The sequence below is a fragment of the Burkholderia glumae LMG 2196 = ATCC 33617 genome (assembly GCF_000960995.1).
Taxonomy (GTDB): Bacteria; Pseudomonadota; Gammaproteobacteria; order Burkholderiales; family Burkholderiaceae; genus Burkholderia; species Burkholderia glumae.
The window spans coordinates 2,429,971-2,454,847 of record NZ_CP009435.1; the positions used below are offsets into that span (position 1 = coordinate 2,429,971).

A 24,877-nucleotide genomic window follows, 5' to 3' on the forward strand; every position below is an offset into this window, starting at 1 on the left:
GAAGGCCGTCGGGGACGGATTGAATCGGAGCGCGGCCCGGCCGCACGACCGCCGAGGGCGGCGGCCGGCGGCGCAGGGCCGGCGCAGCACGGCGGCGGCCTCGGGCGCGCGGCGCCGGACCCGGCCTGGCGGGTCGGCCTGCCAGGCTTCGGTGGCCGGGATGGCGACGCGCCGGGCCGGCAGCCGGGCGATTATAGCGTGCCGTCGCCGGCGCGCGGTGCCCGCGGGCGGGCGGCAACCTCCAGGGGCGGACAGGGCGGAACAGCGGAAATGATGGGCAATCAACGGTCGGCGCTGCCGACCCTCGCGATCCTGGTGGGCGCCTCGGTGTGGGGCCTCGTCTGGTACCCGCTGCGGCTGCTGGCGGGACAGGGGCTGACCGGCACCGCGGCCGGCGCGCTGACCTGCCTCTGTTCCTGCCTGTTCGTGGTGGTCTGGCGCCGCCGCTCGCTGCGCACGCTGCGCTGGCACTGGCTGTTGCTCGCGCTCGGCGCGGCTGCCGGCATCACCAACCTCGGCTTCGTCTGGGGCACGATCCACGGCCAGGTGCTGCGCGTGATGCTGCTGTTCTATCTGACCCCGGCCTGGACCGCGATCTACGCGCATTTCCTGCTGCGCGACCGGCTCACCTGGGCCACCGCCGCGCTCGCGGCGCTGTCGATCTCGGGCGCGATGCTGATGCTCTGGTCGCCGGGGCTCGGCGCGCCGCTGCCGTCGAATCCGGCCGAATGGGCGGGGCTTGCCGCCGGTCTCAGTTTCGCGATGGGCAACGTGCTGTCGGTCCGGATCGCGCGCGATCTGCCCGAGCTGCGGCCCGAGATGCGCACCGCCACGCTGTTCGCGGGCGGTGCCGCGTTCAGCTTCGCCGCGATGTTCGTCGAGGGCGTGCCGCCGCTGCCGGCGCCGCATGCGCTCGGTGCGGCGCTCGGCATCGGTGCCGCGATCGGGGTGGTCACCGCGCTCAACAACGTGCTGGTGCAATACGGGCTTGCCCGGGTGCCGGCCAACCGCGCGTCGATCATCATGTTGTTCGAGATCGTCGTGACCGCGCTCTCGGCCTGGCTGTTCGCGGGCGAGCTGCCAGGCGCGCGCGAGTGGGCGGGCGGCGCCTGCATCGTGGCCGCGACCCTGCTGTCGGCCCGCGTCCACAAGGCCCCGGCCGGCGACGCGGACGGCCGGGACGGTGCGCGCGCGATGGTATGATTGGACCGCTTGACGCGGCTCGCGGCACGACCGCGCGGCCGGTCGGCCCGATTTTCTTCGGAATGGGCGGCGCGCGCGACGTGCCGCCGGTTGCCGCCCGTTTCAATTCACATTCAATACCGATACCGACGTGCGACTGAGCTCGATCAAACTCGCAGGCTTCAAATCCTTTGTCGATCCCACGCATTTCCAGGTTCCGGGCCAGCTCGTCGGCGTGGTCGGCCCGAACGGTTGCGGCAAGTCCAACATCATCGATGCCGTGCGCTGGGTGCTCGGTGAGTCGCGCGCCTCGGAGCTGCGCGGCGAGTCGATGCAGGACGTGATCTTCAACGGCTCGACGGCGCGCAAGCCCGGCAGCCGCGCCAGCGTCGAACTGATCTTCGACAACTCCGACGGCCGCGCGGCCGGCCAGTGGGGCCAGTACGGCGAGATCGCCGTCAAGCGCGTGCTGACGCGCGACGGCACCTCCAGCTACTACATCAACAACCTGCCGGCGCGGCGCCGCGACATCCAGGACATCTTCCTCGGGACCGGCCTCGGGCCGCGCGCCTACGCGATCATCGGGCAGGGCATGATCGCGCGCATCATCGAGGCCAAGCCCGAGGAACTGCGCGTGTTCCTGGAGGAAGCCGCGGGCGTGTCGAAGTACAAGGAGCGCCGCCGCGAGACCGAGAACCGTCTCCATGACACGCGCGAGAACCTCACGCGCGTGGAGGACATCGTGCGCGAGCTGGGCGCGAACCTCGAAAAGCTCGAAGCGCAGGCCGTGGTGGCCACCAAGTACAAGGAACTGCTCGCCGACGGCGAGGAGAAGCAGCGCCTGCTGTGGCTGCTGCGCAGGAACGAGGCGCAGGGCGAGCAGCACAAGCAGCAGCGCGGCATCGAGCAGGCGCAGATCGATCTCGAGGCGCAGACCGCGAAGCTGCGCGAGGTCGAGGCCCAGCTCGAAACGCTGCGCGTGGCGAACTATGCGGCGAGCGACGCGATGCAGGGCGCGCAGGGCGCGCTCTACGAGGCCAACGCCGAGGTCAGCCGGCTCGAGGCCGAGATCAAGTTCATCGTCGAGTCGCGCAACCGGGTGCAGGCGCAGATCGCCGCGCTCGTGGCGCAGCGCGAGCAGTGGCAGGCCCAGACGCAGAAGGCGCACGACGATCTGGAGCAAGCCGAGGAGGCGCGCGCGATCGCCGACGAGAAGGCCGCGCTGGCCGAAGACGACGCGGCCGCCAAGCACGACGCACTGCCGGCGCTCGAAGCGCGCTGGCGCGACGCGCAGGCGCAGCTCAACGAAGAGCGCAGCCGGATTTCGCAGACCGAGCAGGCGCTGAAGCTGGAGGCCGCGCACCAGCGCAATGCCGACCAGCAGCTGATGCAGCTGCAGCAGCGCCACGAGCGGCTGAAGTCGGAGGCGGGCGGGCTCGACGCGCCCGACGAGTCGCAACTCGAGGAGCTGCGCATGCAGCTCGCCGAGCACGAGGAAATCCTGCACGACGCGCAGGCGCGCCTGGCCGACGCCCAGGAAGCGCTGCCCGGGCTGGACGCCGAACGCCGCGCCGCGCAGGAGCGCGTGCAGGCCGAAAGCGCGCAGATCCATCAGCTCGAAGCGCGTCTTGCCGCGCTGCGGCAGCTGCAGGACAACGTCCAGACGGAAGGCAAGGTCCAGCCCTGGCTCGAGCGGCACGAGCTCGGCGCGCTGCCGCGGCTCTGGAAGAAGCTGCATGTCGAGGCCGGCTGGGAAACCGCGCTCGAGGCGGTGCTGCGCGAGCGGCTCGCCGCGCTCGAAGTGTCGAACCTCGACTGGGTCAAGGCGTTCGCCTCCGACGCGCCGCCCGCCAAGCTCGCGTTCTTCTCGCCGCCGCCGGCGGGCGAGCCGCTCGCCGCGCCGGCCGGCCTGCGGCCGCTGCTCTCGCTGGTGCGGATCGACGACGCCGGCCTGCGCGCCGTGCTCAACGACTGGCTCGGCACGGTGTTCATCGCCGACGATCTCGGCCAGGCGCTGGCCGCGCGCGCGCAGCTGCCGGCGGGCGGGGCCTACGTGGTGAAGGCGGGCCACGTGGTCACGCGCTCGGGCGTGCAGCTCTACGCGGCCGATTCCGAGCAGGCCGGCATGCTGGCGCGCCAGCAGGAGATCGAGAACCTCGGCCGCCAGGTGCGCGCGCAGGCACTGCTGGCCGACGAGGCGAAGACGGCCGCGGTGCGCGCCGAGGCGGCCCATACGCAGGCGGCCGCCGCGCTCGGCGAGCTGCGCGGCGCGGCCGAACGCGCGACGCAGCGCGTCCACGCACTGCAGCTGGAGGTGCTGAAGCTGGCCCAGGCGCACGAGCGCTACACGCAGCGCAGCACGCAGATCCGCGAGGAACTCGAGGAGATCGGCGCGCAGATCGAGGAGCAGCGCGCGCTGCGCGCCGAGTCCGAGGCCAACTTCGAGCGGTACGACGGCGAGCTGGCCGAGCGGCAGGCGAAGTTCGAGGACAACCAGCTCGCGTTCGAGGCACTCGACGAGGCGCTGACCGCCGCGCGCCAGCAGGCGCGCGATCTCGAGCGCGCCGCCAACGACGCGCGCTTCGCGGCCCGCAACTCGGCGACCCGCATCGACGAACTGAAGCGCACCATCCAGATCGCGCACGACCAGACCGAGCGCATCGCCGCCTCGCTCGAGGAGGCGCGCGCCGAGCTCGAGACCATCAACGAGCAGACCGCGCACACCGGCCTGCAGGACGCGCTGGAAATCCGCGCCGCGAAGGAAGCGGCGCTCGGCGCCGCGCGCCTCGAGCTCGACGACCTGACGGCGAAGCTGCGCGCGGCCGACGAGCAGCGTCTGATGGCGGAGCGCTCGCTGCAGCCGCTGCGCGAGCGCATCACCGAGCTGCAGTTGAAGGAGCAGGCCGCGCGCCTGTCGGCCGAGCAGTTCGACGAGCAGCTCGCGGCGGCCGGCGTGGACGAGGCGGCGCTGCTGCCGAAGCTGACGCCGGACCTGAAGCCGTCCTACCTGCAGGGCGAGGTCACGCGCCTGAACAACGCGATCGCGGCGCTCGGCCCGGTCAACATGGCCGCGCTCGACGAGCTGGCGGCCGCCAGCGAGCGCAAGGTGTTCCTCGACGCGCAGTCGGCGGACCTGCTGAGCGCGATCACCACGCTCGAAGACGCGATCCACAAGATCGACCAGGAAACGCGCACCCTGCTGCAAGGCACCTTCGACGAAGTCAACCACCATTTCAGCGACCTGTTCCCGAAGCTGTTCGGCGGCGGCCAGGCCAAGCTGATCATGACCGGCGACGAGATCCTCGATGCCGGCGTGCAGGTGATGGCGCAGCCGCCCGGCAAGAAGAACGCGACGATCCACCTGCTGTCGGGCGGCGAGAAGGCGCTGACTGCCACCGCGCTCGTGTTCGCGATGTTCCAGCTCAATCCGGCGCCGTTCTGCCTGCTCGACGAAGTGGACGCGCCGCTCGACGACGCCAATACCGAGCGCTTCGCGAACCTGGTGCGCGCGATGTCCGACAAGACGCAGTTCCTGTTCATCTCGCACAACAAGATCGCGATGGAGATGGCGCAGCAGTTGATCGGCGTGACGATGCAGGAGCAGGGCGTGTCGCGGATCGTGGCGGTCGACATGGAAACGGCCGCCGGTTTTGCACAGAATTTGAATTGATGGGCGCGGGCCGCGCCGGCGCGGCGCGCTCGAAGCAGCATTCATGATGGAGCATGCATGGACGAGTTGACACTCGGGTTGGTCGGTACTGGCGTGGTCGTGATCGGCGGCATCTGGATCTACAACATGTGGCAGGCCGCGAAAGTGCGCCGCCGGATGCCGCGGCCGATGCCGGCCGACGCGGCCGACACGCTGGCGCGCCACGAGCGCGACGACGACGCGCCGTTCATCGAACCGGTGCGGCAGCCCGCGCGCCGCGCGGCGGCCCCGCTCGAGCCGGTGGCGCCGCCGGCCGCGGCCGGCGCGGGCGATCGCGACAGGCGCGTCGAGCCGACCTTCGGCGGCGCGCCGGCGCAGCCGGCCCCGATCGATACGCCGGCCGACCTGCAGGCCGACGAGACGCTGACGGCCGGGGCCACCGACCCGGCGGAGCGGGACGCCGAGGCGGGCGAGGGCGCCGGGCCGGCCGAAGCGTCGGCCGGTGCCGGCGAGGCCGTCGCGGAGCCGGTGCTGCCCGCCGCCACCACGATCTCGGCCGCGCCGCCGGCCATCGTCGACCGCCGCATCGACTGCATCGTGCCGATCCGGCTCGGCGCGCCGCTCGCCGGCGAGCGCATCGTGCCGGCCGCGCAGCGGCTGCGCCGCGCCGGCAGCAAGCCCGTGCATATCGAGGGCAAGCCCGAGGGCGGCAGCGGCTGGGAACTGCTGCAGAACGGGGTGCGCTACGAGGAACTGCGCGCGGCCGCGCAGCTCGCGAACCGCAGCGGTCCGCTCAACGAGCTCGAGTATTCGGAATTCGTCTCGGGCGTCAACCAGTTCGCCGACGCGATCGACGGCGCGCCCGAGTTCCCCGACATGCTCGAGACCGTCTCGATGGCGCGCGAGCTCGACGGATTCGCCGCGCAGTGCGACGCGCAGCTGTCGATCAACGTGATGTCGGACGGCGCGCCGTGGTCGGCGAACTACGTGCAGGCGGTCGCCTCGCAGGACGGCCTGCTGCTGTCGCGCGACGGCACGCGCTTCGTCAAGCTCGACGCGAAGCAGAACCCGGTGTTCATGCTGCAGTTCGGCGACACCAACTTCCTGCGCGACGACCTGACCTACAAGGGCGGCAACATGATCACGCTGGTGCTCGACGTGCCGGTGGCCGACGAGGACATCCTGCCGTTCAAGCTGATGTGCGACTACGCGAAATCGCTGTCGGACCGCATCGGCGCGCAGGTGGTCGACGATTCGCGCCGGCCGCTGCCCGAATCGACGCTGGTGGCGATCGAGCAGCAACTGATGAAGCTCTACGCGAAGCTCGAGGAAGCCGGGATTCCGGCCGGCTCGCCGGTCACGCGGCGGCTGTTCAGCCAGTGAGCACCGGCCGCGGGCCGGATTCCGGTTGAGCATCGCGGGTTTCTCCCATTCGGCAGGCGCGCCAAAGCGCGCGCCGCCTGAGATAATCGTCTCCTGATTGTCATCCGGAAGATTGCCGCCAGCATGGCCCGAACCACCCCAGCCGCCCCCCCCGCCAGCCAGCCGTCCGAGCGCGCGGCGTGGCTGCGCCAGGAACTCGAGCGCGCCAACCACGCGTATTACGTGCTCGACCAGCCCGAACTGCTCGATGCCGAGTACGACCGGCTGTTTCGCGAACTGCAGCAGATCGAGGCCGAGCACCCCGACTTCATCACTCCCGATTCGCCGACCCAGCGCGTGGGCGGCGAGGCCGCCGACGGCTTCACGCCGGTGCTCCACGACGCGCCGATGCTCTCGCTCAACAACGGCTTCACCGACGAGGACATCGCCGCGTTCGACAAGCGGGTGGCCGACGCGCTCGGCAAGGCGGTCGATCTGGCCGGCACCGCCGAGCCGGTCGAATACGCCTGCGAGCTGAAATTCGACGGGCTCGCGATCTCGCTGCGCTACGTGCATGGCAAGTTCACGCAGGCCGCCACGCGCGGCGACGGCACCACCGGCGAAGACGTGACCGAGAACGTGCGCACCATCAAGTCGATTCCGCTGACGCTGAAGGGCAAGCATCCGCCCGCGCTGCTCGACGTGCGCGGCGAGGTGCTGATGTACAAGCGCGATTTCGCGCGCCTCAACGAGCGCCAGCGCGCGGCCGAGCAGCGCGAGTTCGCCAACCCGCGCAACGCGGCGGCCGGCAGCCTGCGCCAGCTCGATTCGAAGGTCACCGCGCAGCGCCCGCTGTCGTTCTTCGCCTATGGCATCGGCGTGCTCGACGGCGCGCCGATGCCCGACACGCACAGCGGCCTGCTCGACTGGTACGAGTCGCTCGGCCTGCCGGTCAATCGCGAGCGCGCCGTGGTGCAGGGCGCCGAAGGGCTGCTCGACTTCTTCCGCAAGGTCGGCGAGAAGCGCGAGGCGCTGCCCTACGACATCGACGGGGTGGTCTACAAGGTCAACCGGCGCGACGAGCAGGACCGGCTCGGCTTCGTCTCGCGCGCGCCGCGCTTCGCGCTCGCGCACAAGTTCCCGGCCCAGGAGGCGCGCACGAGGCTCGTCGCGATCGAGGTGCAGGTGGGCCGCACCGGCGCGATCACGCCGGTCGCGCGGCTCGAGCCGGTGTTCGTGGGCGGCGCGACCGTCACCAACGCGACGCTGCACAACGAGGACGAAGTGCGCCGCAAGGACATCCGGGTCGGCGACACGGTGATCGTGCGGCGCGCCGGCGACGTGATTCCCGAGGTGGTCGGCCGGGACGGCCCGCACGCGATGCAGGTGCGGGTCCGGTTTCGCGGGGTGCGGACGGTCGCGCGGCGCAACCGGCTGCGCGCGGCCGCCTCGTCGGGCCGGCCGATGACCTGGAAGCCGCGGCTGCTGAAGCCGACGGATCGCCGCGGCATCCGGGTGCGGCGGGGATGCCTGCGGCCGAGCCTGTTCGAGTTCGTCGAGCAGGAACCGTTCAGGATGCCGACCGAATGCCCCGTGTGCGGCTCGAGGATCGAGCGCCTGCCCGACGAGGCGATCGCGCGCTGCACGGGCGGGCTGTTCTGCCCCGCGCAGCGCAAGCAGGCGCTCTGGCATTTCGCGCAGCGCCGCGCGCTCGACATCGACGGGCTAGGCGAGAAGATCATCGACCAATTGGTCGAGCAGAACCTCGTGCGCACCCCGGCCGACCTGTTCCATCTCGGCTTCGCGACGCTCGCCGCGCTCGACCGCTTCGCCGAGAAGTCCGCGCAGAACCTGCTCGATTCACTCGAGAAGGCGCGCCACACCACGCTCGCGCGCTTCATCTACGCGCTCGGCATCCGCCACGTCGGCGAATCGACCGCGAAGGACCTGGCCAAGCACTTCGGCGCGCTGCAGCCGATCATGGATGCCTCGATCGACGCTCTGCTCGAAGTCAACGACGTCGGCCCGGTGGTGGCCGAATCGCTGCATCAGTTCTTTGCCGAGGAACACAACCGCACCGTGATCGCGCAGCTGCGCGAGAAGGTGGACTGGCCCGAGGGGCCGCCCGCGCCGCGCGAGCCGCAGGGCGTGCTGGCCGGCAAGACCGTGGTGCTGACGGGCACGCTGCCCACGCTCTCGCGCGACGAAGCGAAGGCGCTGCTCGAGGCGGCCGGCGCGAAGGTGACGGGTTCGGTCTCGAAGAAGACCGACTACGTGGTGGCCGGCGCGGAGGCGGGCAGCAAGCTCGCGAAGGCCGAGGAACTCGGCATCCCGGTGCTCGACGAGGACGGGATGCATCAACTGCTGAAAGGGGAATCACCGTCATGATCCGCGAGATCCTCAGAATGGGCGACCCACGCCTGCTCGACGTGGCGAAGCCGGTCGAGGCGTTCGACACGCCGGCGCTGCACGAGCTGGTGGCCGACATGTTCGAAACCATGCATCACGCGAACGGCGCCGGCCTCGCCGCGCCGCAGATCGGCGTCGGGCTGCAGCTGATCATCTTCGGCTTCGGCAACAACGCGCGCTATCCCGACGCGCCGGCCGTGCCGGAAACGGTGCTGATCAATCCGAGCATCGAATACCTGCCGCCGGACATGGAGGAGGGCTGGGAAGGCTGCCTGTCGGTGCCGGGCATGCGCGGCGTGGTGAGCCGCTACCGCAAGGTGCATTACACGGGCTTCGACCAATACGGCAAGCGCATCGACCGCATCGCCGAGGATTTTCACGCGCGCGTGGTCCAGCACGAATACGATCATCTGATCGGCAAGCTCTATCCGATGCGGATCACCGATTTCTCGAAGTTCGGCTTCACCGACGTGCTGTTCCCGGGGCTCGATCCGAACTCGGACGACTGAACGGGCGGCGCGCCGTGAGCAGGCGCGGGAGATGGCTGGCGGCGCGGCCAGGCCGCCGCGCGCGCCGGATCGTGGGCGGCGCCGCGCGGCGCCGCCGTCAGGATCAGAACGTCTCGTCGGCCCCCAGGTAGCGCCACTGGCCCTGCGGCAGCGCACCGAGCATCACGCGGCCCATGCGCACGCGTTTCAGGCCGACCACCTCGAGCCCGACCAGCTCGCACATGCGGCGGATCTGCCGCTTCTTGCCTTCACGCAGCACGAACCGCAGCTGTTCGCTGTTCTGCCAGCTCACCATCGCGGGCTTCAGCGGCACGCCGTCGAGTTCGAGGCCGTGACGCAGCTTGGCCAGCGATTCGGCCGGGAAATGCTGGTCGACGTCGATCACGTGCTCGCCGAAGCGCACGCGCACCAGATATTCCTTGTCGATGTCGGACTGCTCGCCGATCAGCTGCTTGGCGATGCGGCCGTCCTGCGTGAGCACCAGCAAGCCGGTCGAATCGATGTCGAGCCGCCCGGCCGGCGCCAGCGTGCGCAGATGCAGCGGCGACAGACGCAGTGCGGAGCGGTCGCCGCTCCAGTGGTTCTCGCGCGTGATCAGCGTCACGGCCGGCTCGTAGCCGTCCTCGGCCTGACCCGACACGTAGCCGACCGGCTTGTGCAGCAGGATCGTGACCTGCGCGGCCTGGGCGGCGATCGCCTGATCGTCGATCTCGATCTTCTGGTCCGGGCGCACCTTGGTGCCGAGCGTGTCGATCCGTTCGCCATCGACGAGCACCCAGCCCTTCTCGATCCATTCGTCCGCCTCGCGCCGCGAGCAGAGGCCGAGTTCCGACATCCGCTTCGACAGACGCATCATCCCGGCTTCATCGCCGGAATCGAACGACGGACGTGCCTTGACCGGCTGCGCGACTTTCAGGCGCGAGGGCGCGGGACGCTCCGTGGTGACGCGCGGCTTGCGGGCCGGGCGATCCGTGTCGCGAGCGGGGCGGGATTCGACCCGCGACGGTCGATCGCCGTCACGCGGCGGGCGTGTACCGGCGCGGACCGGGCGCTCGCCGTCGCGCACGGGCCGTGCTGTGCCGCGCAAGGGGCGCTCGCCATCGCGAGCAGGTCGCCCTTCGCTGCGGAACGGCCGCTCGCCGTCGCGCGGCGGGCGTGCACCGCTGCGGACGGGGCGTTCGCCGTCACGAGCAGGTCGCCCTTCGCTGCGGAACGGCCGCTCGCCGTCGCGCGGCGGACGTGCGCCGCTGCGGACGGGGCGCTCGCCGTCGCGAGCAGGTCGCCCTTCGCTGCGGAACGGCCGCTCGCCGTCGCGCGGCGGACGCGCGCCGTTGCGGGCGGGGCGCTCGCCGTCACGAGCAGGTCGCCCTTCGCTGCGGAACGGCCGCTCGCCGTCGCGCGGCGGGCGTGCACCGCTGCGGACGGGGCGTTCGCCGTCACGAGCAGGTCGCCCTTCGCTGCGGAACGGCCGCTCGCCGTCGCGAGCGGGCCGGGCTTCGCTGCGCGATGGCCGGTCGGCCTCGCGCGGCGCGCGCGGTTTCACGGCGCCGGCGCCCGCCGGCTTGGCCGCGCGCGGCGCCGCGCCTTTCGCGCTCGGCTTCGACTTCGGCTTCGGCGCGCCATCGGGCGGCGCGGCGGGGCGCGTCGGCTTGCGCGCGACGAGGCTGCCTGAGCGGACCGGGGCGCGGGACGGCGATGCCGGGCGAGGATGCTTGATGGTCAGTTTGGTGCGCATAAACGCTGTCTTTCTTTCACTCAGGCTGCGATCGCGCGCAGCAGCTCGGTTTCGACCTGGATCTGGAGCCGGTTGTCGGACAAGCCGGCGCCGTCGAGCAGGAACACGTCCTCGACGCGTTCGCCGAGCGTGTTGATCCGCGCCGCGTGGACGCCGACCTGGTGCTCGGCCAGCACGCGCGCGATCGAATACAGAAGGCCCGGCCGGTCGTTGGCGGACACGGACAGGATGTAGTACTGACCACGCTCGTCGGCGCGCAGGTCGACGCGGGGCGTGATCGGGAAGCTGCGCGACAGCCGCGAGAGCCGGCCCTTGGCGGGCTCGGGCAGCGGCGCCGCGCTGGTCAGCCGGTCGGCGAGCTGCTGCTCGACGAGGTTGGCGATGTCGCGGTACTGCACGTCGCGCTCGGTCTGCGTGACGATGAAGTTGTCGAGCGCGTAGCCGTGCTTGGTGGTGCTCACGCGCGCATCGAGCACCGACAGCCCGTTGCGGTCGAAGTACGCGCAGATGCCCGCGAACAGGTCCGAACGGTCCTTGACGTAGACGAGCACCTGCAGCGCGTCGCCGACGGGCGAGGGCCGCGCCCGCACGATCGCGGTGTCGGCTTGCACGTGGCGGTACAGCACGCGCGTCTGCCAGGCGATGTCGGCCGCGTCGTGGCGCAGGAAATAGCCGACGTCGAGCTGGCTCCAGAGCGGGCGGTGCGCGTCCTCGGGCACGGTCTCGAGCCGCAGCAGCGCGAGCGCCTCGTCGCGGCGCGTGCGCAGCTCGGAATGCGCGTCGGGCTGGGCGCCGCCGAGCACCGCGCTGGTGGCGCGGTAGAGGTCTTCCAGCAGCTTGCCCTTCCAGGTGTTCCAGACCTTCGGGCTGGTGCCGCGGATGTCGGCTACCGTCAGCAGGTAGAGCGCGGTCAGCCAGCGCTCGTTGCCGACCTTGGCCGCGAAGCGCTTGACCACCTCGGGGTCGCTCGTGTCCTGCTTCTGCGCGACCTGGCTCATCGTCAGGTGATGCTGGACGAGCCAGACCACGAGCGCCGCGTCGTCGCCGGTGATGCCGTGCTCGCGGCAGAAGCGCCGCGCGTCGGCCATGCCGAGCGTGGAATGATCGCCGCCGCGGCCCTTGGCGATGTCGTGGAACAGCGCCGCCACGTAAAGCACCCAGGGCCGCTCGAAGTTGGCGATCAGCTGGCTGCAGAACGGATATTCGTGGGCGTGCTCGGCCACCGTGAAGCGGCGGATATTGCGCAACACCATCAGGATGTGCTGATCGACGGTGTAGACGTGGTAGAGGTCGTGCTGCATCTGCCCGACGATGCGCCGGAAGTTCAGCAGGTAGCGGCCGAGCACGCTGGTCTGGTTCAGCAGCCGGAACGCGTGCGTGACCCCCTCGGGTTGCTGCAGGATCTTCATGAACGTCGCGCGATTGCGCGGGTCGCGCCGCCAGGCGCCGTTCATCACGTCGCGCGAATTGTAGAGGGCGCGCAGCGTGCGTGCCGACAGCCCCTTCACGCCGCGCGTCGTCTCGTAGAGCAGGAACGCTTCGAGCACGGCGTCGGGATGCCGCTCGAACACGTCGTCGGAGGCGATCTCGAGCATGCCCTGCTTCTCGACGAAGCGGCCCGGCGAGAGCACGCGCGTCACGCCGCTGGTGGCCGGGAACAGCTGCGCCTCGATGTTCTGGATCAGGATCGTCGCGAGCTGCGTGACCGCCTTCGCGGCCCAGTAGTAGCGGCGCATCAGCTGTTCGCTGGCGCGCTTGGCCGGCGTCGGCAGATAGCCGAAGCTCTCGGCCGCCTGGGTTTGCAGGTCGAACACGAGGATGTCCTGACGGCGCCCCGTGATCACGTGCAGCCGCGCGCGCAGCGCCTTCAGGAAGCTCTCGTTGCGGCGCAGCTCGCGTGCCTCGCGCGCGGTGATCAGCCCGCGCGTGTGGAGCTCGCGCCAGCTGTTGCCGAAATCGGCGGCGCGCGCGATCCAGAGGATCGTCTGCAGGTCGCGCAGCCCGCCCGGGCTTTCCTTCACGTTCGGCTCGAGGCTGTACGGCGTGTCCTGGAACTTGGCCTGGCGCTGGCGCAGTTCGAGCACCTTGGCCTGGAAGAACGCGTGCGGATCGAGCGCCTCGCGGTAGCGGGCCACGGCGCGCCGGAACAGCGTCACGCTGCCGGTCACGCGGCGCGCCTCGAGCAGCGAGGTCTGTACCGTCACGTCCCGCGCGGACTCGGCGATGCATTCGTCGACGGTGCGCACGCTGCTGCCGATCTCGAGACCGAGATCCCAGGCCAGGCCGATGAAGCGCTCGATGCGCGCGTCGAACTCGCCGTCGTGGGCATCGGGCAGCAGCACCAGGATGTCGACGTCCGAATGCGGCGCCAGCTCGCCGCGCCCGAAGCCGCCGACGGCGACCAGCGCGAGCGAGCCGGGCAACTCGCACTGGTCCCAGATCTGCCGCAGCGCGTCGTCGGTGGCGCGTGACAGCGCGCGCATCAGCGCCTCGACGCGGGTCGCGGCGCGAAAGCGCGTGATCAGCTCGGCCTTGACGGCGCGGAATTCGGCCTTGCGCGCGGGCGCTGCGGCGGCGGAGACGGCGGGGACGCTCATGGTGGCGATGGCGAACGAGGCAGGTGAGGCGGTGGAATGGCGACAGCTGAAACGGATGAAGCCGAGCAAGCAGGCCGGGCGGACCGGGCGCGTGGCCTGCGCGGCGCGTGCCGCGCTGCCGGCCCGGCGCGACCGCCATCCGGCCGGACGGCGCGCCGGCGGCGGGCCGCCCGCCTCAGGCCGCCGCCGCGTCGAGCGCCGGCCGCGCCGGCGTGCCGGCCGACACCGTCAGCACTTCATAGCCGCTCGGCGTGACGAGCACGGTGTGCTCCCATTGCGCCGAGAGGCTGCGATCGCGCGTCTTGACGGTCCACTGGTCCGGCATGGTACGGATGTCGCGCTTGCCGGCGTTGATCATCGGCTCGATCGTGAAGATCATGCCCGGCACGATCTCGATGCCGGTGCCGGGCCGGCCGTAATGGACCACCTGCGGATCCTCGTGGAACACCGTGCCGATGCCGTGCCCGCAATACTCGCGCACCACGCTGTAGCCGCGGCTTTCCGCATGCTTCTGGATCGCATGGCCGATGTCGCCGAGGTGCGCGCCGGGCCTGACCTGCTCGATGCCGAGCCACATGCATTCATAGGTGGTCTGGATCAGCCGCTTGGCCAGGATCGAGCCCTCGCCGATCAGGAACATCCGGCTCGTGTCGCCGAAATAGCCGTTCTTGATCACGGTGATGTCGATGTTGAGCGCGTCGCCGTTCTTCAGCACCTTGTCGCCGGGAATGCCGTGGCAGATCACGTCGTTGACCGAGGTGCAGATCGCCTTCGGGTAGGGCGGATAGCCGGGCGGCTGGTAGTTGAGCGGCGCGGGCACGGTGCCTTGCACATTGGTCATGTACTCGTGGCAGAGCCGGTCCAGCTCGCCCGTCGTGGTGCCCGCGACGACGAACGGCGTGATGTAGTCGAGCACTTCGCTCGCGAGCCGGCATGCGACGCGCATCTGCTCGATATCGTGATCGTTCTTGATCGTGATGGACATGATTGGTGACCTGGAATGCCTGGAATCCCGGGATTATCGCATCGAATCGGGGTGGTCGCAGCCGTCGCGTGGCTTGTCCGGCATGGGTTTCGGGCGGAACCGGGGCGCGAGCGCAGGGTTCGGGCGAAGCCGCGTTCGCGGGCGCGTCCCGCGCCGAGAGTCGGGCGGCGCCCGAGCGGCCGCCGGGCCGCCGCCGGCGGCTCCCTGGGTTTTCCCGAATGGCAGCCGACGCGCCAACGCGATTGGCGGCTTGAGAGCGGTCATGCTCGCGTGCTATACTCTCTGGCTAAGTCTGGAACCCCTTTTGATATCGGCGTTCGGCCGAATCCGAGCCGGGTCCAGTCTTGCCGGCACGAGCGTTGCGCCCGTGCCGAATCGCAAGCCGGCGCACCCTTGGGTGTCGCGTGCGATCCCGCCGCGATACGGCAGCCGGCTTAAGACCCAACCCTAGCGGAGATTCACGCTCATGGCAGTCACGATGCGCCAAATGCTGGAAGCCGGTGTCCACTTCGGTCACCAGACGCGCTTCTGGAACCCGAAGATGGCCCCGTTCATTTTCGGTCACCGTAACAAGATTCACATCATCAACCTCGAAAAGACGCTGCCGATGTTCAACGACGCACAGAAATACGTGCGTCAGCTGGCGGCAAATCGGGGCACGATTCTGTTCGTCGGCACCAAGCGTCAGTCGCGCGATACGATCGCCCAGGAAGCGCAGCGCGCGGGCATGCCTTATGTCAACGCACGCTGGCTCGGCGGCATGCTGACCAACTTCAAGACGCTGAAGGTATCGATCAAGCGCCTGAAGGACATGGAAGCGGCCGTCGAAGCGGGCGAAACCGAGAAGATGAGCAAGAAGGAAGCGCTGCTGTTCGAGCGCGAGATCGCCAAGCTGCAGAAGTCGATCGGCGGCGTGAAGGACATGGGCGGCATTCCGGACGCGATCTTCGTGGTCGACGTCGGCTACCACAAGATTGCCATCACGGAAGCCAACAAGCTGGGCGTGCCCGTCATCGCCGTGGTCGACACGAACCACTCGCCGGAAGGCGTGGATTACGTGATCCCGGGTAACGACGACTCGAGCAAGGCCGTTGCGCTGTACGCCGAAGGCGTGGCCGACGCGATCCTCGAAGGCCGTGCCAACGCGGTCAACGAAGTGGTCCAGGCGGTGCGCGGCGACGACGAGTACGTCGAAGAGAACGCGTAACCGGTCCCGAGCCGGCACAAGAAGGGGGCTCTCAACAGGCCCCCTTTTTTTAAGCCGCGTTCCCGGGCAGCGTGTCGGGCGCCTCGGCGCGCGCCGGCGCGCAATGTCGGAAACGAATCCCCGCCGTCCGGGTCGAAGGGCGGCGTTGTGAATACAGACTCTAGGAGCGAATGATGGCGGCAATTACCGCAAGCATGGTGGCAGAACTGCGCGCGAAGACCGATGCACCGATGATGGAGTGCAAGAAGGCGCTGACCGAAGCCGATGGCGACATGGGCAAGGCCGAAGAGCTGCTGCGCGTGAAGCTCGGCAACAAGGCCAGCAAGGCGGCGTCGCGCGTGACGGCCGAAGGCGTCGTCGCGTCGTTCGTCGGCGGCAGCACGGGCGCGCTCGTCGAGCTGAACTGCGAAACCGATTTCGTTGCCAAGAATGACGATTTCCTGGCCTTCTCGAAGACCGTCGCCGAACTGATCGCGACGCAGAACCCGGCCGACGTGGCCGCGCTGTCGGCGCTGCCGCTCGACGGCAAGACGGTCGACGAGGTGCGCCTCGCGCTGGTCGGCAAGATCGGCGAAAACATCTCGATCCGCCGTTTCGTGCGCTTCGAGACCGCCAACCGGATCGCCTCGTACCTGCACGGCAGCCGCATCGGCGTGCTGGTCGAGTACACCGGCGCGGACGAGCAGGTCGGCAAGGATGTCGCGATGCACGTCGCGGCCATGAAGCCGGTTTCGCTGTCGTCGGACGAAGTGCCGGCCGAGCTGATCGAGAAGGAACGCCGCGTGGCCGAGCAGAAGGCCGCCGAGTCGGGCAAGCCGGCCGAGATCGTCGCCAAGATGGTCGACGGCAGCGTCCAGAAGTACCTGAAGGAAGTCTCGCTGCTGAACCAGCCGTTCGTGAAGAACGACAAGCAGACGATCGAGCAGATGCTGAAGGCCGCCAATGCTGCGGTGCAAAAGTTCGCGCTGTTCGTGGTCGGCGAAGGCATCGAGAAGCGTCAGGACGACTTCGCGGCCGAAGTGGCGGCGCAGGTCGCGGCGGCCAAGCAGCAGTAAGCCGTCAGCAGCAAGGTTGGACCCGCGGCGGGCGCTCGCTCCGCCGCGGTTCGGCAGCGCCGCGCGCCGCGGCCTTCGCGGGCCGCGCAATTTGGCGGCGCTTGCCCGAATCAGTATTTCGCCCCTACAGTTCGTGGTTGTCATCCTTTCGTCGCTTGGAAGCCTCTATGCCCAATGCCTATAAACGCATCCTCCTCAAACTTTCCGGCGAAGCGCTGATGGGCGACGATGCCTTCGGCATCAACCGCGCGACGATCGAACGGATGGTGGCGGACATTGCCGAAGTGGTGCGGCTCGGCACGCAGCTGGCCGTGGTGATCGGCGGCGGCAATATTTTCCGCGGCGTGGCGGGCGGCGCGGCCGGCATGGACCGCGCGACGGCGGACTACATGGGGATGCTGGCCACCATGATGAACGCGCTGGCGCTGCAGGACGCGATGCGCCACGCCGGCATCGAGGCGCGCGTGCAGTCGGCGCTGCGCATGGACCAGGTGGTCGAGCCGTACATCCGGCCCCGCGCGATCCGTCAGCTCGAGGAAGGGCGCGTGGTGATCTTCGCCGCCGGCACCGGCAACCCGTTCTTCACGACCGACACGGCCGCCGCGCTGCGCGGCTCGGAAGTCGGGGCCGAGGTCGTGCTGAAGGCCACCAAGGTCGATGGCGTCTACACGGCCGACCCGAAGAAGGACCCGTCGGCCACGCGCTATGCATCGATCAGCTTCGATGAGGCGATCGGCCGCAATCTGCAGGTGATGGACGCGACGGCGTTCGCGCTGTGCCGCGACCAGAAGCTGCCGATCCGCGTGTTCTCGATCAACAAGCCCGGTGCACTCAAGCGCATCGTGCAGGGTGAGGACGAGGGTACGCTCGTTCACGTGTAAACTCACGCCGATTCGGGCCCGGCATGACGCCGTCGGCGGGATGCGGGCCTGTGTCTTTTCGAAGGTTCGAAGGTTCGGAGGTTGAAATGAGTGTCGCTGATGTGAAAAAGGGCGTCGAGCAGAAGATGCAGCGCTCGATCGAAGCGTTCAAGAACGATCTGGCGAAGATCCGCACGGGGCGCGCGCACACGGGCCTGCTCGATCACGTGCAGGTCGACTACTACGGCTCGATGGTGCCGATCTCGCAGGTCGCGAACCTGACGCTCGTCGATGCACGCACGATCGGTGTGCAGCCGTGGGAAAAGCCGATGGTCGCGAAGGTCGAGAAGGCCATCCGCGAGTCGGACCTGGGCTTGAACCCGGCCACCTCCGGCGACATGATCCGCGTGCCGATGCCCGCGCTGACCGAAGAGCGCCGCCGCGAGCTGACCAAGGTGGTCAAGAGCGAAGGCGAGACGGCCAAGGTGGCCGTGCGCAACCTGCGCCGCGACGCGAACGAGCAGTTGAAGAAGCTCGTCAAGGACAAGGAAATCTCGGAAGACGACGAGCGCCGCGCCAGCGACGAAGTCCAGAAGCTGACCGACAAGCACGTCGCCGAAATCGACAAGCTGGTGCAGGCGAAGGACGCCGAGATCATGACGGTCTGACGCAGCTTTGCGCGCGTCCGTTGCACTTTTTCCCGCAGTTACAGTCTCAGCGGCCATGACTCATACCAGCTCTACCGTTCGCGTGCCCGACGTTGCCGCCGTGCCACGTCACATCGCGATCATCATGGACGGCAACGGCAGGTGGGCGACCGAGCGTCGCCTGCCGCGCGTTGCGGGGCACACGCGCGGCGTCGATGCGGTCCGGTCGGTCGTGGAAGGGTGCGCGCGCGCGGGCGTCGAATACCTGACGCTGTTCGCGTTCAGTTCCGAGAACTGGCGGCGGCCTACCGACGAGGTCTCGTTCCTGATGCGGCTGTTCATCACCGCGCTCGAGCGCGAGGTCGGCAAGCTGCACGCGAACGGCATCCGGCTGCGCGTGGTGGGCGATCTCGACCGCTTCGAGCCGCGCATCCGCGAGCTGATCCGGCGCGCGGAAACCAAGACCGCGCGCAACACGCGGCTCACGTTGACGATCGCCGCGAACTACGGCGGCCGCTGGGACATCCTGCAGGCCACCAGAAAGCTGATCGCCGAGGCGGTGCGCGAGGGGCGCGAGATCCCGGTCGACGAAGCCGCGTTCGAGCCGCATCTCGCGATGGCCTATGCGCCCGAGCCGGACCTGTTCATCCGCACCGGCGGCGAGCAGCGCGTGAGCAACTTCCTGCTCTGGCAACTCGCCTACACCGAGTTCTATTTCACGGGCAAGTTCTGGCCCGATTTCGATGCGACCGCGCTCGCCGATGCGATGGCGTCCTACACCGACCGCGAGCGCCGCTTCGGGCGGACCAGCGCGCAGCTCGAACCTCAATCGCAGGACGTCGATTCCCTTTCATGCTGAAGACCCGCGTCATCACGGCGGTCGTGCTGCTGGCAGTGCTGCTGCCGGTCACGCTGTTCGCGCCGCTCGCGGCGTTCGGCGCACTGATCGCGCTGGTGCTCGTGTTCGCGGCCTGGGAGTGGGCGCGGCTGCTCAAGCTCGGCGCGGCCGGCTCGGTGATCTACGCGATCGTCGCGGCGCTCGCGCTCGGCGCCAGCATGCGGCTCGGGGGCGGACCGGGCGCCGGCTTCGGGCCGTCGCGGCCGCTCGTCGAGGCCGCCGCGGTATTCTGGCTGCTGGCCGGGCCGTTCGCGCTGTGGCGCAAGCCGGCGCTGGCCGGGCGCGCCTGGCGACCGTTCCTGCTCGCGGCCGGGCTGGTGGTGTTCGCCGCCTGCTGGCACGCGGTGGTGGCCGCGCGCGCGGCCGGCATCGCGTTCGTGCTGTCGATGTTGCTGGTGGTGTGGCTCGCCGATATCGGCGCATACTTCGCGGGCAAGGCGTTCGGCCGGCACAAGCTGGCCCCGTCGATCAGCCCGGGCAAGACCTGGGAGGGCGCGCTGGGCGGCTGGCTCGCCGTGATGATGGTGGCCGGCCTCGCAATTGCCCTCGACGCGTCCGGGGCGACCCTGTATGCGGCGCTCGCCGAGCGCTTCGGCGTGGCGGGCGCGCTCGCTGCGCTGACCCTGCTGGTGGCCTACAGCGTGGTTGGCGACCTGTTCGAATCGCTGCTCAAGCGTCAGGCCGGCGTGAAGGATTCGAGCGGCCTGCTGCCGGGCCACGGCGGCGTGCTCGACCGTGTCGACGCGTTGCTGCCGGTGCTGCCGCTCGCCGTGCTGCTGCTCGGTTAAACACTAGACCCTCATTATGCAAAAACGCCTGACTATCCTCGGTTCGACGGGTTCGATCGGAGACAGCACGCTCGATGTCGTCGCGCGGCACCCGGACCGCTTTTCGGTGTATGCGCTGACCGCCCATCGCAACGGCGACAAGCTCGTCGAGCAGTGCCTGAGGTTCGCGCCCGAGGTGGCCGTGGTCGGCGATGCCGCCACCGCCGCGCAGGTCGAGGCCAAGCTGCGCGCTGCCGGCAGCCGCACCCAGGTGGCCTACGGGCCGGAGGCGCTGGTCCAGGTCGCCGGAGCGGGCGGCTGCGACACCGTGGTGGCCGCGATCGTCGGCGCGGCGGGCCTGCCGTCGAGCCTCGCCGCCGCGCGTGCGGGCAAGCGGATTCTGCTGGCCAACAAGGAATCGCTGGTGATGTCGGGTTCGATCTTCATGGACGCGGTGCGCGACCATGGCGCGAGCCTGCTGCCCGTGGACAGCGAGCACAACGCGATCTTCCAGTGCATGCCGCGCGACATCGCGGAGCACGGCGGGATCGAGAAGATCATCGTGACAGCCTCGGGCGGCCCGTTTCGTACCCGTGAGCCGGCCACGCTCGCCGACGTGACGCCGGAGCAGGCCTGCAAGCATCCGAACTGGTCGATGGGCCGCAAGATCTCGGTCGATTCGGCCACCATGATGAACAAGGGTCTCGAGGTGATCGAGGCGCACTGGATCTTCGGGCTGCCGAGCAGCCGCATCGACGTGCTGATTCACCCGCAGAGCGTGATCCATTCGCTCGTCTCGTACAAGGACGGCTCGGTGCTCGCGCAGCTCGGCAACCCCGACATGCGCACGCCGATCGCGCACGCGCTCGCGTTCCCCGAGCGCGTCGACGCCGGCGTCGCGCAGCTTGACCTGGCGCAGATCGCCACGCTCACGTTCGAGCAGCCCGACCTCGAGCGCTTCCCGTGCCTCGCGCTGGCGATCCAGGCGCTCGACGCGGGCGGCGTGGCGAGCACCGTGCTCAACGCCGCGAACGAGCTGGCGGTGGATGCCTTCCTCGAACGCCGGATCGGCTTCATGGACATCGCGCGCACGGTGGACGCGGTGCTCAACAGTCTGACCAATCGCGAGGCCGCCGGCCTCGACGACGTGCTCGCGGCCGATGCCGAGGCGCGTCGCGCGGCAGCCGCGGTGATCGCTGGCCTGCCAGTTCCGCGCGCGGAGCGCGCAGCCTGACCGAGAGGGGCGCATGAACGTGCTGATCGAGCTGGTGGCGTTTGCAGTGGCGATCGGCGTGCTGGTCGTCGTACACGAATACGGGCATTACAGCGTCGCGCGCCTGTGCGGCGTGAAGGTGCTGCGCTTCTCGATCGGCTTCGGCACGCCGCTGCTGCGGCGCACGAGCCGGCGCACCGGCACCGAGTGGACGCTATCCGCGTTGCCGCTCGGCGGCTACGTCAAGATGCTCGACGAGCGCGATCCCGGCCCCGAGGGCATCGCCGCCGCCGACTTGCCGCGCGCCTTCAACCGGCAGCCGGTCTGGAAGCGGATCGCGATCGTCGCGGCCGGCCCGATCGCCAATTTCCTGCTCGCGATCGTGCTGTTCTCGGCGATCTTTGCCACCGGCGTGACCGAGCCGGCCGCGATCGTGGCCGCGCCGGCCGCCGACACGGCTGCGGCGCGCGCCGGCTTCGACGGCGGCGAGACGATCGTGTCGGTGCGCGACGCGCGCGGCGGCGCGCCCGAACCGGTGCGCTCGTGGGCCGACCTGCGCTGGAAGCTGCTCGGCGCGAGCGTCGACCACCGGCAGGTGATCCTGGCCGCCCGCTCGGGCGGCGCGACCTATGACTTTCCGGTCGACCTGCGCCGCCTCGGGGAGCCGGCGGGCGACGACGACTACCTGGCGCAACTCGGCTTCGAACCCGGCGGCGGTTCGCTGTCGATCTCGGCCGTCACGCCGGGCAGTGCCTCGGCACGGGCCGGCCTGATGCCGGGCGACCGGATCGTCGCGCTCGACGGCAAGCCGGTGTCCGGTTCCACGCGCTTCATCGACGCCATCAAGTCGCATGCGGGCCGCCCGCTCGCGCTGCGGATTTCGCGGTCGGGCGTCGAGCGCACGCTGACCATCGTGCCGCACGCCGAGCGCGACACCACGCCGGGCGCCGGCGGCGCGCTGATCGGCCGGATCGGCGCGGCGCTGGCGATGCACACGCCGTCGGTCGAGGTGCGCTACGGCCTGCTCGAGAGCGTCGAGCTGGGCGCGCGCCGCACCTGGGGTATTTCGGTTTATTCGCTGAAGATGGTCGGGCGCATGCTGACGGGCGAGGCGTCGCTGAAGAACCTGTCCGGCCCGGTGACGATCGCCGATTACGCCGGCAAGAGCGCGCGGCTCGGTTTATCGGCGTTTCTGTCGTTTCTCGCGCTCGTCAGCATCAGTCTCGGCGTGCTGAACTTGCTGCCAATTCCGGTTCTGGACGGGGGGCATCTGTTATATTATCTGGTTGAAGCCGCGACCGGGAAGGCCGTGTCGGAACGCTGGCAACTGATTCTGCAAAGAGCGGGGTTGATCTGCATCGTCGCGCTATCGGCGATCGCGCTGTTCAACGACCTGTCTCGTTTAATCCATTCTTGAAGCGTCGGGCGGTGGCTGCGAGGGCCGCCGCCGGATCTGATGCAAGCTTAAATACTGGGGATGCACGTTGTTCAAACCTCATCGCTTCGTACCCAAGACTGTAGCCGCCGCGGCGCTTGCCGTGCACGGACTCGCAGCCCACGCGACGACACCGTTCGTCGTGCAGGATATCAAGATCGAGGGCTTGCAGCGTGTCGAAGCCGGTTCCGTGTTTGCCTACCTGCCGATCAAGCAGGGTGACACGTTCACGGACGACAAGGCATCCGAAGCGATCCGCGCGCTCTATGCGACGGGCTTCTTCAACGACGTGAAGATCGCGACGCAAGGCAATGTCGTGATCGTGCAGGTGCAGGAGCGTCCGGCGATCTCGTCGATCGACTTCACCGGCATCAAGGAGTTCGACAAGGACAACCTCCTCAAGGCCCTGAAGGCGGTCGGACTGTCGCAGGGCCGCTACTACGACAAGTCGCTGGTGGACAAGGCCGAGCAGGAGCTCAAGCGCCAGTACCTGACGCGCGGCTACTACGCCGCCGAGGTCACCACCACCGTGACGCCGGTCGACGCGAACCGCGTGTCGATCCTGTTCTCGGTGGCCGAAGGCCCGAGCGCGAAGATCCGGCAGATCAACTTCATCGGCAACAAGACCTTCAGTTCTAGCACGCTGCGCAACGAGATGCAGCTGTCCACGCCGAACTGGTTCTCCTGGTACACGAAGAACGACCTCTACTCGAAGGAAAAGCTCACGGGCGACCTCGAGAACGTGCGCTCGTACTACCTGAACCGCGGCTACCTCGAGTTCAACATCGATTCGACCCAGGTGTCGATCTCGCCCGACAAGAAGGACATGTACCTGACGGTCACGCTGCATGAAGGCGAGCCGTACACGATCTCGAGCGTGAAGCTGGCGGGCAACCTGCTCGATCGCGAGGCCGAGCTGCAGAAGCTCGTCAAGATCAAGGCCGGCGACCGCTTCTCGGCCGAGAAGCTGCAGCAGACCACCAAGGCGATCGTCGACAAGCTGGGCGAATACGGCTACGCGTTCGCGACCGTCAACGCCCAGCCGAACATCGACCAGTCCACGCACAAGGTCGGCCTCACGCTGATGGTCGATCCGGGCCGCCGCGTCTACGTGCGCCGCATCAACGTGGTGGGCAACTCGCGCACGCGCGACGAGGTGGTGCGCCGCGAGATGCGCCAGCTCGAGAGCTCGTGGTTCGATTCGGGCCGCCTCGCGCTGTCGAAGGATCGCATCAACCGTCTCGGCTACTTCACCGACGTCGACGTGACGACGGTGCCGGTCGAGGGCACCAGCGACGAAGTCGACGTGAACGTGAAGGTGACCGAGAAGCCGACCGGCGCGATCACGCTCGGCGCGGGCTTCTCCTCGACCGACAAGGTGGTGCTGTCGGCCGGCATCTCGCAGGACAACGTGTTCGGTTCGGGCACCAGCCTGTCGGTGAACGTGAACACGGCGCGCAGCTACCGCACGCTGACTGTCACGCAGGTCGATCCGTACTTCACGGTGGACGGCATCAAGCGCATCACCGACGTGTTCTATCGCACCTACCAGCCGCTTTACTATTCGACGAACTCGAGCTTCCGGATCATCACGGCCGGTGGCGACCTGAAGTTCGGCATTCCGTTCTCCGAGACCGACACGGTGTTCTTCGGCGCCGGTTTCGAGCAGAACCGCCTCGACATCGACGACAACACGCCCGCCAGCTACAAGGCCTACGTGCAGCAGTTCGGCCGCGTCTCGAACACGGTGCCGCTGACGATCGGCTGGTCGCGCGACGCGCGTGACAGCGCGCTGATCCCGAGCCGCGGCTACTTCACCCAGGCGAACGCCGAATACGGCGCGCCGGTGGACAAGATCCAGTACTACAAGATGGACGTGCAGGCGCAGTATTACTACTCGTTCGCGCGCGGCTTCATCCTGGGCCTGAACCTGCAGGGCGGGTACGGCAACGGCATCGGCAACTCGTACCCGATCTTCAAGAACTACTACGCGGGCGGTATCGGCTCGGTGCGTGGCTACGAACCGAGTTCGCTCGGCCCGCGCGACGCCACCACCAACGACCCGATCGGCGGCTCGAAGATGGTGGTCGGCAATATCGAGCTGACCTTCCCGCTGCCGGGCACGGGCTACGACCGCACGCTGCGCGTGTTCACGTTCCTCGACGGCGGCAACGTCTGGGGCAACGTGCCGGGCGGCAACAGCACCGGCGCGAACGGCCTGCGCTACGGCTACGGCGTGGGTCTCGCCTGGATCTCGCCGATCGGCCCGCTCAAGCTGAGCCTCGGCTTCCCGCTGCAAAAGCACGAAGGCGACCAGTACCAGAAATTCCAGTTCCAGATCGGCACGGCGTTCTGATCGGAACCGCA

General features: G+C 69.0%; 17 protein-coding genes. 14 read left to right on the plus strand and 3 right to left on the minus strand.

Annotated elements, in window-relative coordinates:
* Positions 1-270 precede the first annotated feature (270 nt).
* The 5 genes from KS03_RS23540 to def all read left to right on the plus strand — a co-directional run bounded on the left by KS03_RS23540 (position 271) and on the right by def (position 9,111).
* Positions 271-1,203, plus strand: a complete 933-nt coding sequence (locus tag KS03_RS23540) for a DMT family transporter (RefSeq protein WP_015875315.1) — start codon at positions 271-273, stop codon at positions 1,201-1,203.
* A gap of 130 nt (positions 1,204-1,333) precedes the next feature.
* Positions 1,334-4,852, plus strand: a complete 3,519-nt coding sequence (gene smc, locus KS03_RS23545; RefSeq protein ID WP_015875316.1) for a chromosome segregation protein SMC — start codon at positions 1,334-1,336, stop codon at positions 4,850-4,852.
* Between the two features lie 57 nt (positions 4,853-4,909).
* Positions 4,910-6,214 carry a cell division protein ZipA C-terminal FtsZ-binding domain-containing protein gene (locus KS03_RS23550; protein ID WP_015875317.1) on the plus strand — a complete coding sequence of 435 codons (1,305 nt, stop codon included), beginning with the start codon at positions 4,910-4,912 and terminating at the stop codon, positions 6,212-6,214.
* A 123-nt stretch (positions 6,215-6,337) separates the two neighbouring features.
* On the plus strand, positions 6,338-8,581 hold the full coding sequence (gene ligA / locus KS03_RS23555; protein WP_045678902.1) for an NAD-dependent DNA ligase LigA: 2,244 nt from the start codon (positions 6,338-6,340) through the stop codon (positions 8,579-8,581).
* Complete coding sequence (gene def / locus KS03_RS23560; RefSeq protein ID WP_015875319.1) at positions 8,578-9,111, plus strand: peptide deformylase; 534 nt, start codon at positions 8,578-8,580, stop codon at positions 9,109-9,111. The genes ligA and def overlap by 4 nt, the downstream gene beginning before the upstream one ends.
* A 103-nt stretch (positions 9,112-9,214) precedes the next feature.
* Here the strand turns inward: def and KS03_RS30405 are convergent, their stop codons facing one another.
* From KS03_RS30405 to map, 3 genes are all read right to left on the minus strand, one after another.
* Entirely contained in the window at positions 9,215-10,846 is a 1,632-nt protein-coding gene (locus KS03_RS30405) for a pseudouridine synthase (protein WP_015875320.1), read from the minus strand.
* 20 nt (positions 10,847-10,866) lie between these two features.
* Positions 10,867-13,443 carry a [protein-PII] uridylyltransferase gene (locus KS03_RS23570; RefSeq protein WP_015875321.1) on the minus strand — a complete coding sequence of 859 codons (2,577 nt, stop codon included), beginning with the start codon at positions 13,441-13,443 and terminating at the stop codon, positions 10,867-10,869.
* Between the two features lie 175 nt (positions 13,444-13,618).
* Positions 13,619-14,428: a type I methionyl aminopeptidase gene (gene map, locus KS03_RS23575; protein WP_015875322.1), complete on the minus strand. Its 810-nt coding sequence runs from the start codon at positions 14,426-14,428 to the stop codon at positions 13,619-13,621.
* Between the two features lie 466 nt (positions 14,429-14,894).
* Here map and rpsB point away from each other — a divergent pair, with 466 nt between their 5' ends.
* The 9 genes from rpsB to bamA all read left to right on the plus strand — a co-directional run bounded on the left by rpsB (position 14,895) and on the right by bamA (position 24,866).
* Entirely contained in the window at positions 14,895-15,635 is a 741-nt protein-coding gene (gene rpsB, locus KS03_RS23580) for a 30S ribosomal protein S2 (RefSeq protein WP_015875323.1), read from the plus strand.
* A 173-nt stretch (positions 15,636-15,808) separates the two neighbouring features.
* Positions 15,809-16,690 carry a translation elongation factor Ts gene (gene tsf, locus KS03_RS23585; protein ID WP_015875324.1) on the plus strand — a complete coding sequence of 294 codons (882 nt, stop codon included), beginning with the start codon at positions 15,809-15,811 and terminating at the stop codon, positions 16,688-16,690.
* A gap of 167 nt (positions 16,691-16,857) precedes the next feature.
* Positions 16,858-17,571, plus strand: coding sequence for a UMP kinase (pyrH, locus tag KS03_RS23590; protein WP_035980904.1), 714 nt, complete (start codon positions 16,858-16,860; stop codon positions 17,569-17,571).
* An 86-nt stretch (positions 17,572-17,657) separates the two neighbouring features.
* Positions 17,658-18,218 carry a ribosome recycling factor gene (frr, locus tag KS03_RS23595; RefSeq protein ID WP_015875326.1) on the plus strand — a complete coding sequence of 187 codons (561 nt, stop codon included), beginning with the start codon at positions 17,658-17,660 and terminating at the stop codon, positions 18,216-18,218.
* 55 nt (positions 18,219-18,273) lie between these two features.
* Complete coding sequence (uppS, locus tag KS03_RS23600) at positions 18,274-19,056, plus strand: polyprenyl diphosphate synthase (protein ID WP_015875327.1); 783 nt, start codon at positions 18,274-18,276, stop codon at positions 19,054-19,056.
* Entirely contained in the window at positions 19,050-19,883 is an 834-nt protein-coding gene (locus KS03_RS23605) for a phosphatidate cytidylyltransferase (RefSeq protein ID WP_015875328.1), read from the plus strand. The genes uppS and KS03_RS23605 overlap by 7 nt, the downstream gene beginning before the upstream one ends.
* A 16-nt stretch (positions 19,884-19,899) precedes the next feature.
* Entirely contained in the window at positions 19,900-21,096 is a 1,197-nt protein-coding gene (locus tag KS03_RS23610; RefSeq protein ID WP_015875329.1) for a 1-deoxy-D-xylulose-5-phosphate reductoisomerase, read from the plus strand.
* 13 nt (positions 21,097-21,109) lie between these two features.
* Complete coding sequence (gene rseP / locus KS03_RS23615) at positions 21,110-22,492, plus strand: RIP metalloprotease RseP (protein ID WP_015875330.1); 1,383 nt, start codon at positions 21,110-21,112, stop codon at positions 22,490-22,492.
* A gap of 67 nt (positions 22,493-22,559) precedes the next feature.
* Positions 22,560-24,866: an outer membrane protein assembly factor BamA gene (gene bamA / locus KS03_RS23620; protein ID WP_015875332.1), complete on the plus strand. Its 2,307-nt coding sequence runs from the start codon at positions 22,560-22,562 to the stop codon at positions 24,864-24,866.
* Positions 24,867-24,877 lie beyond the last annotated feature (11 nt).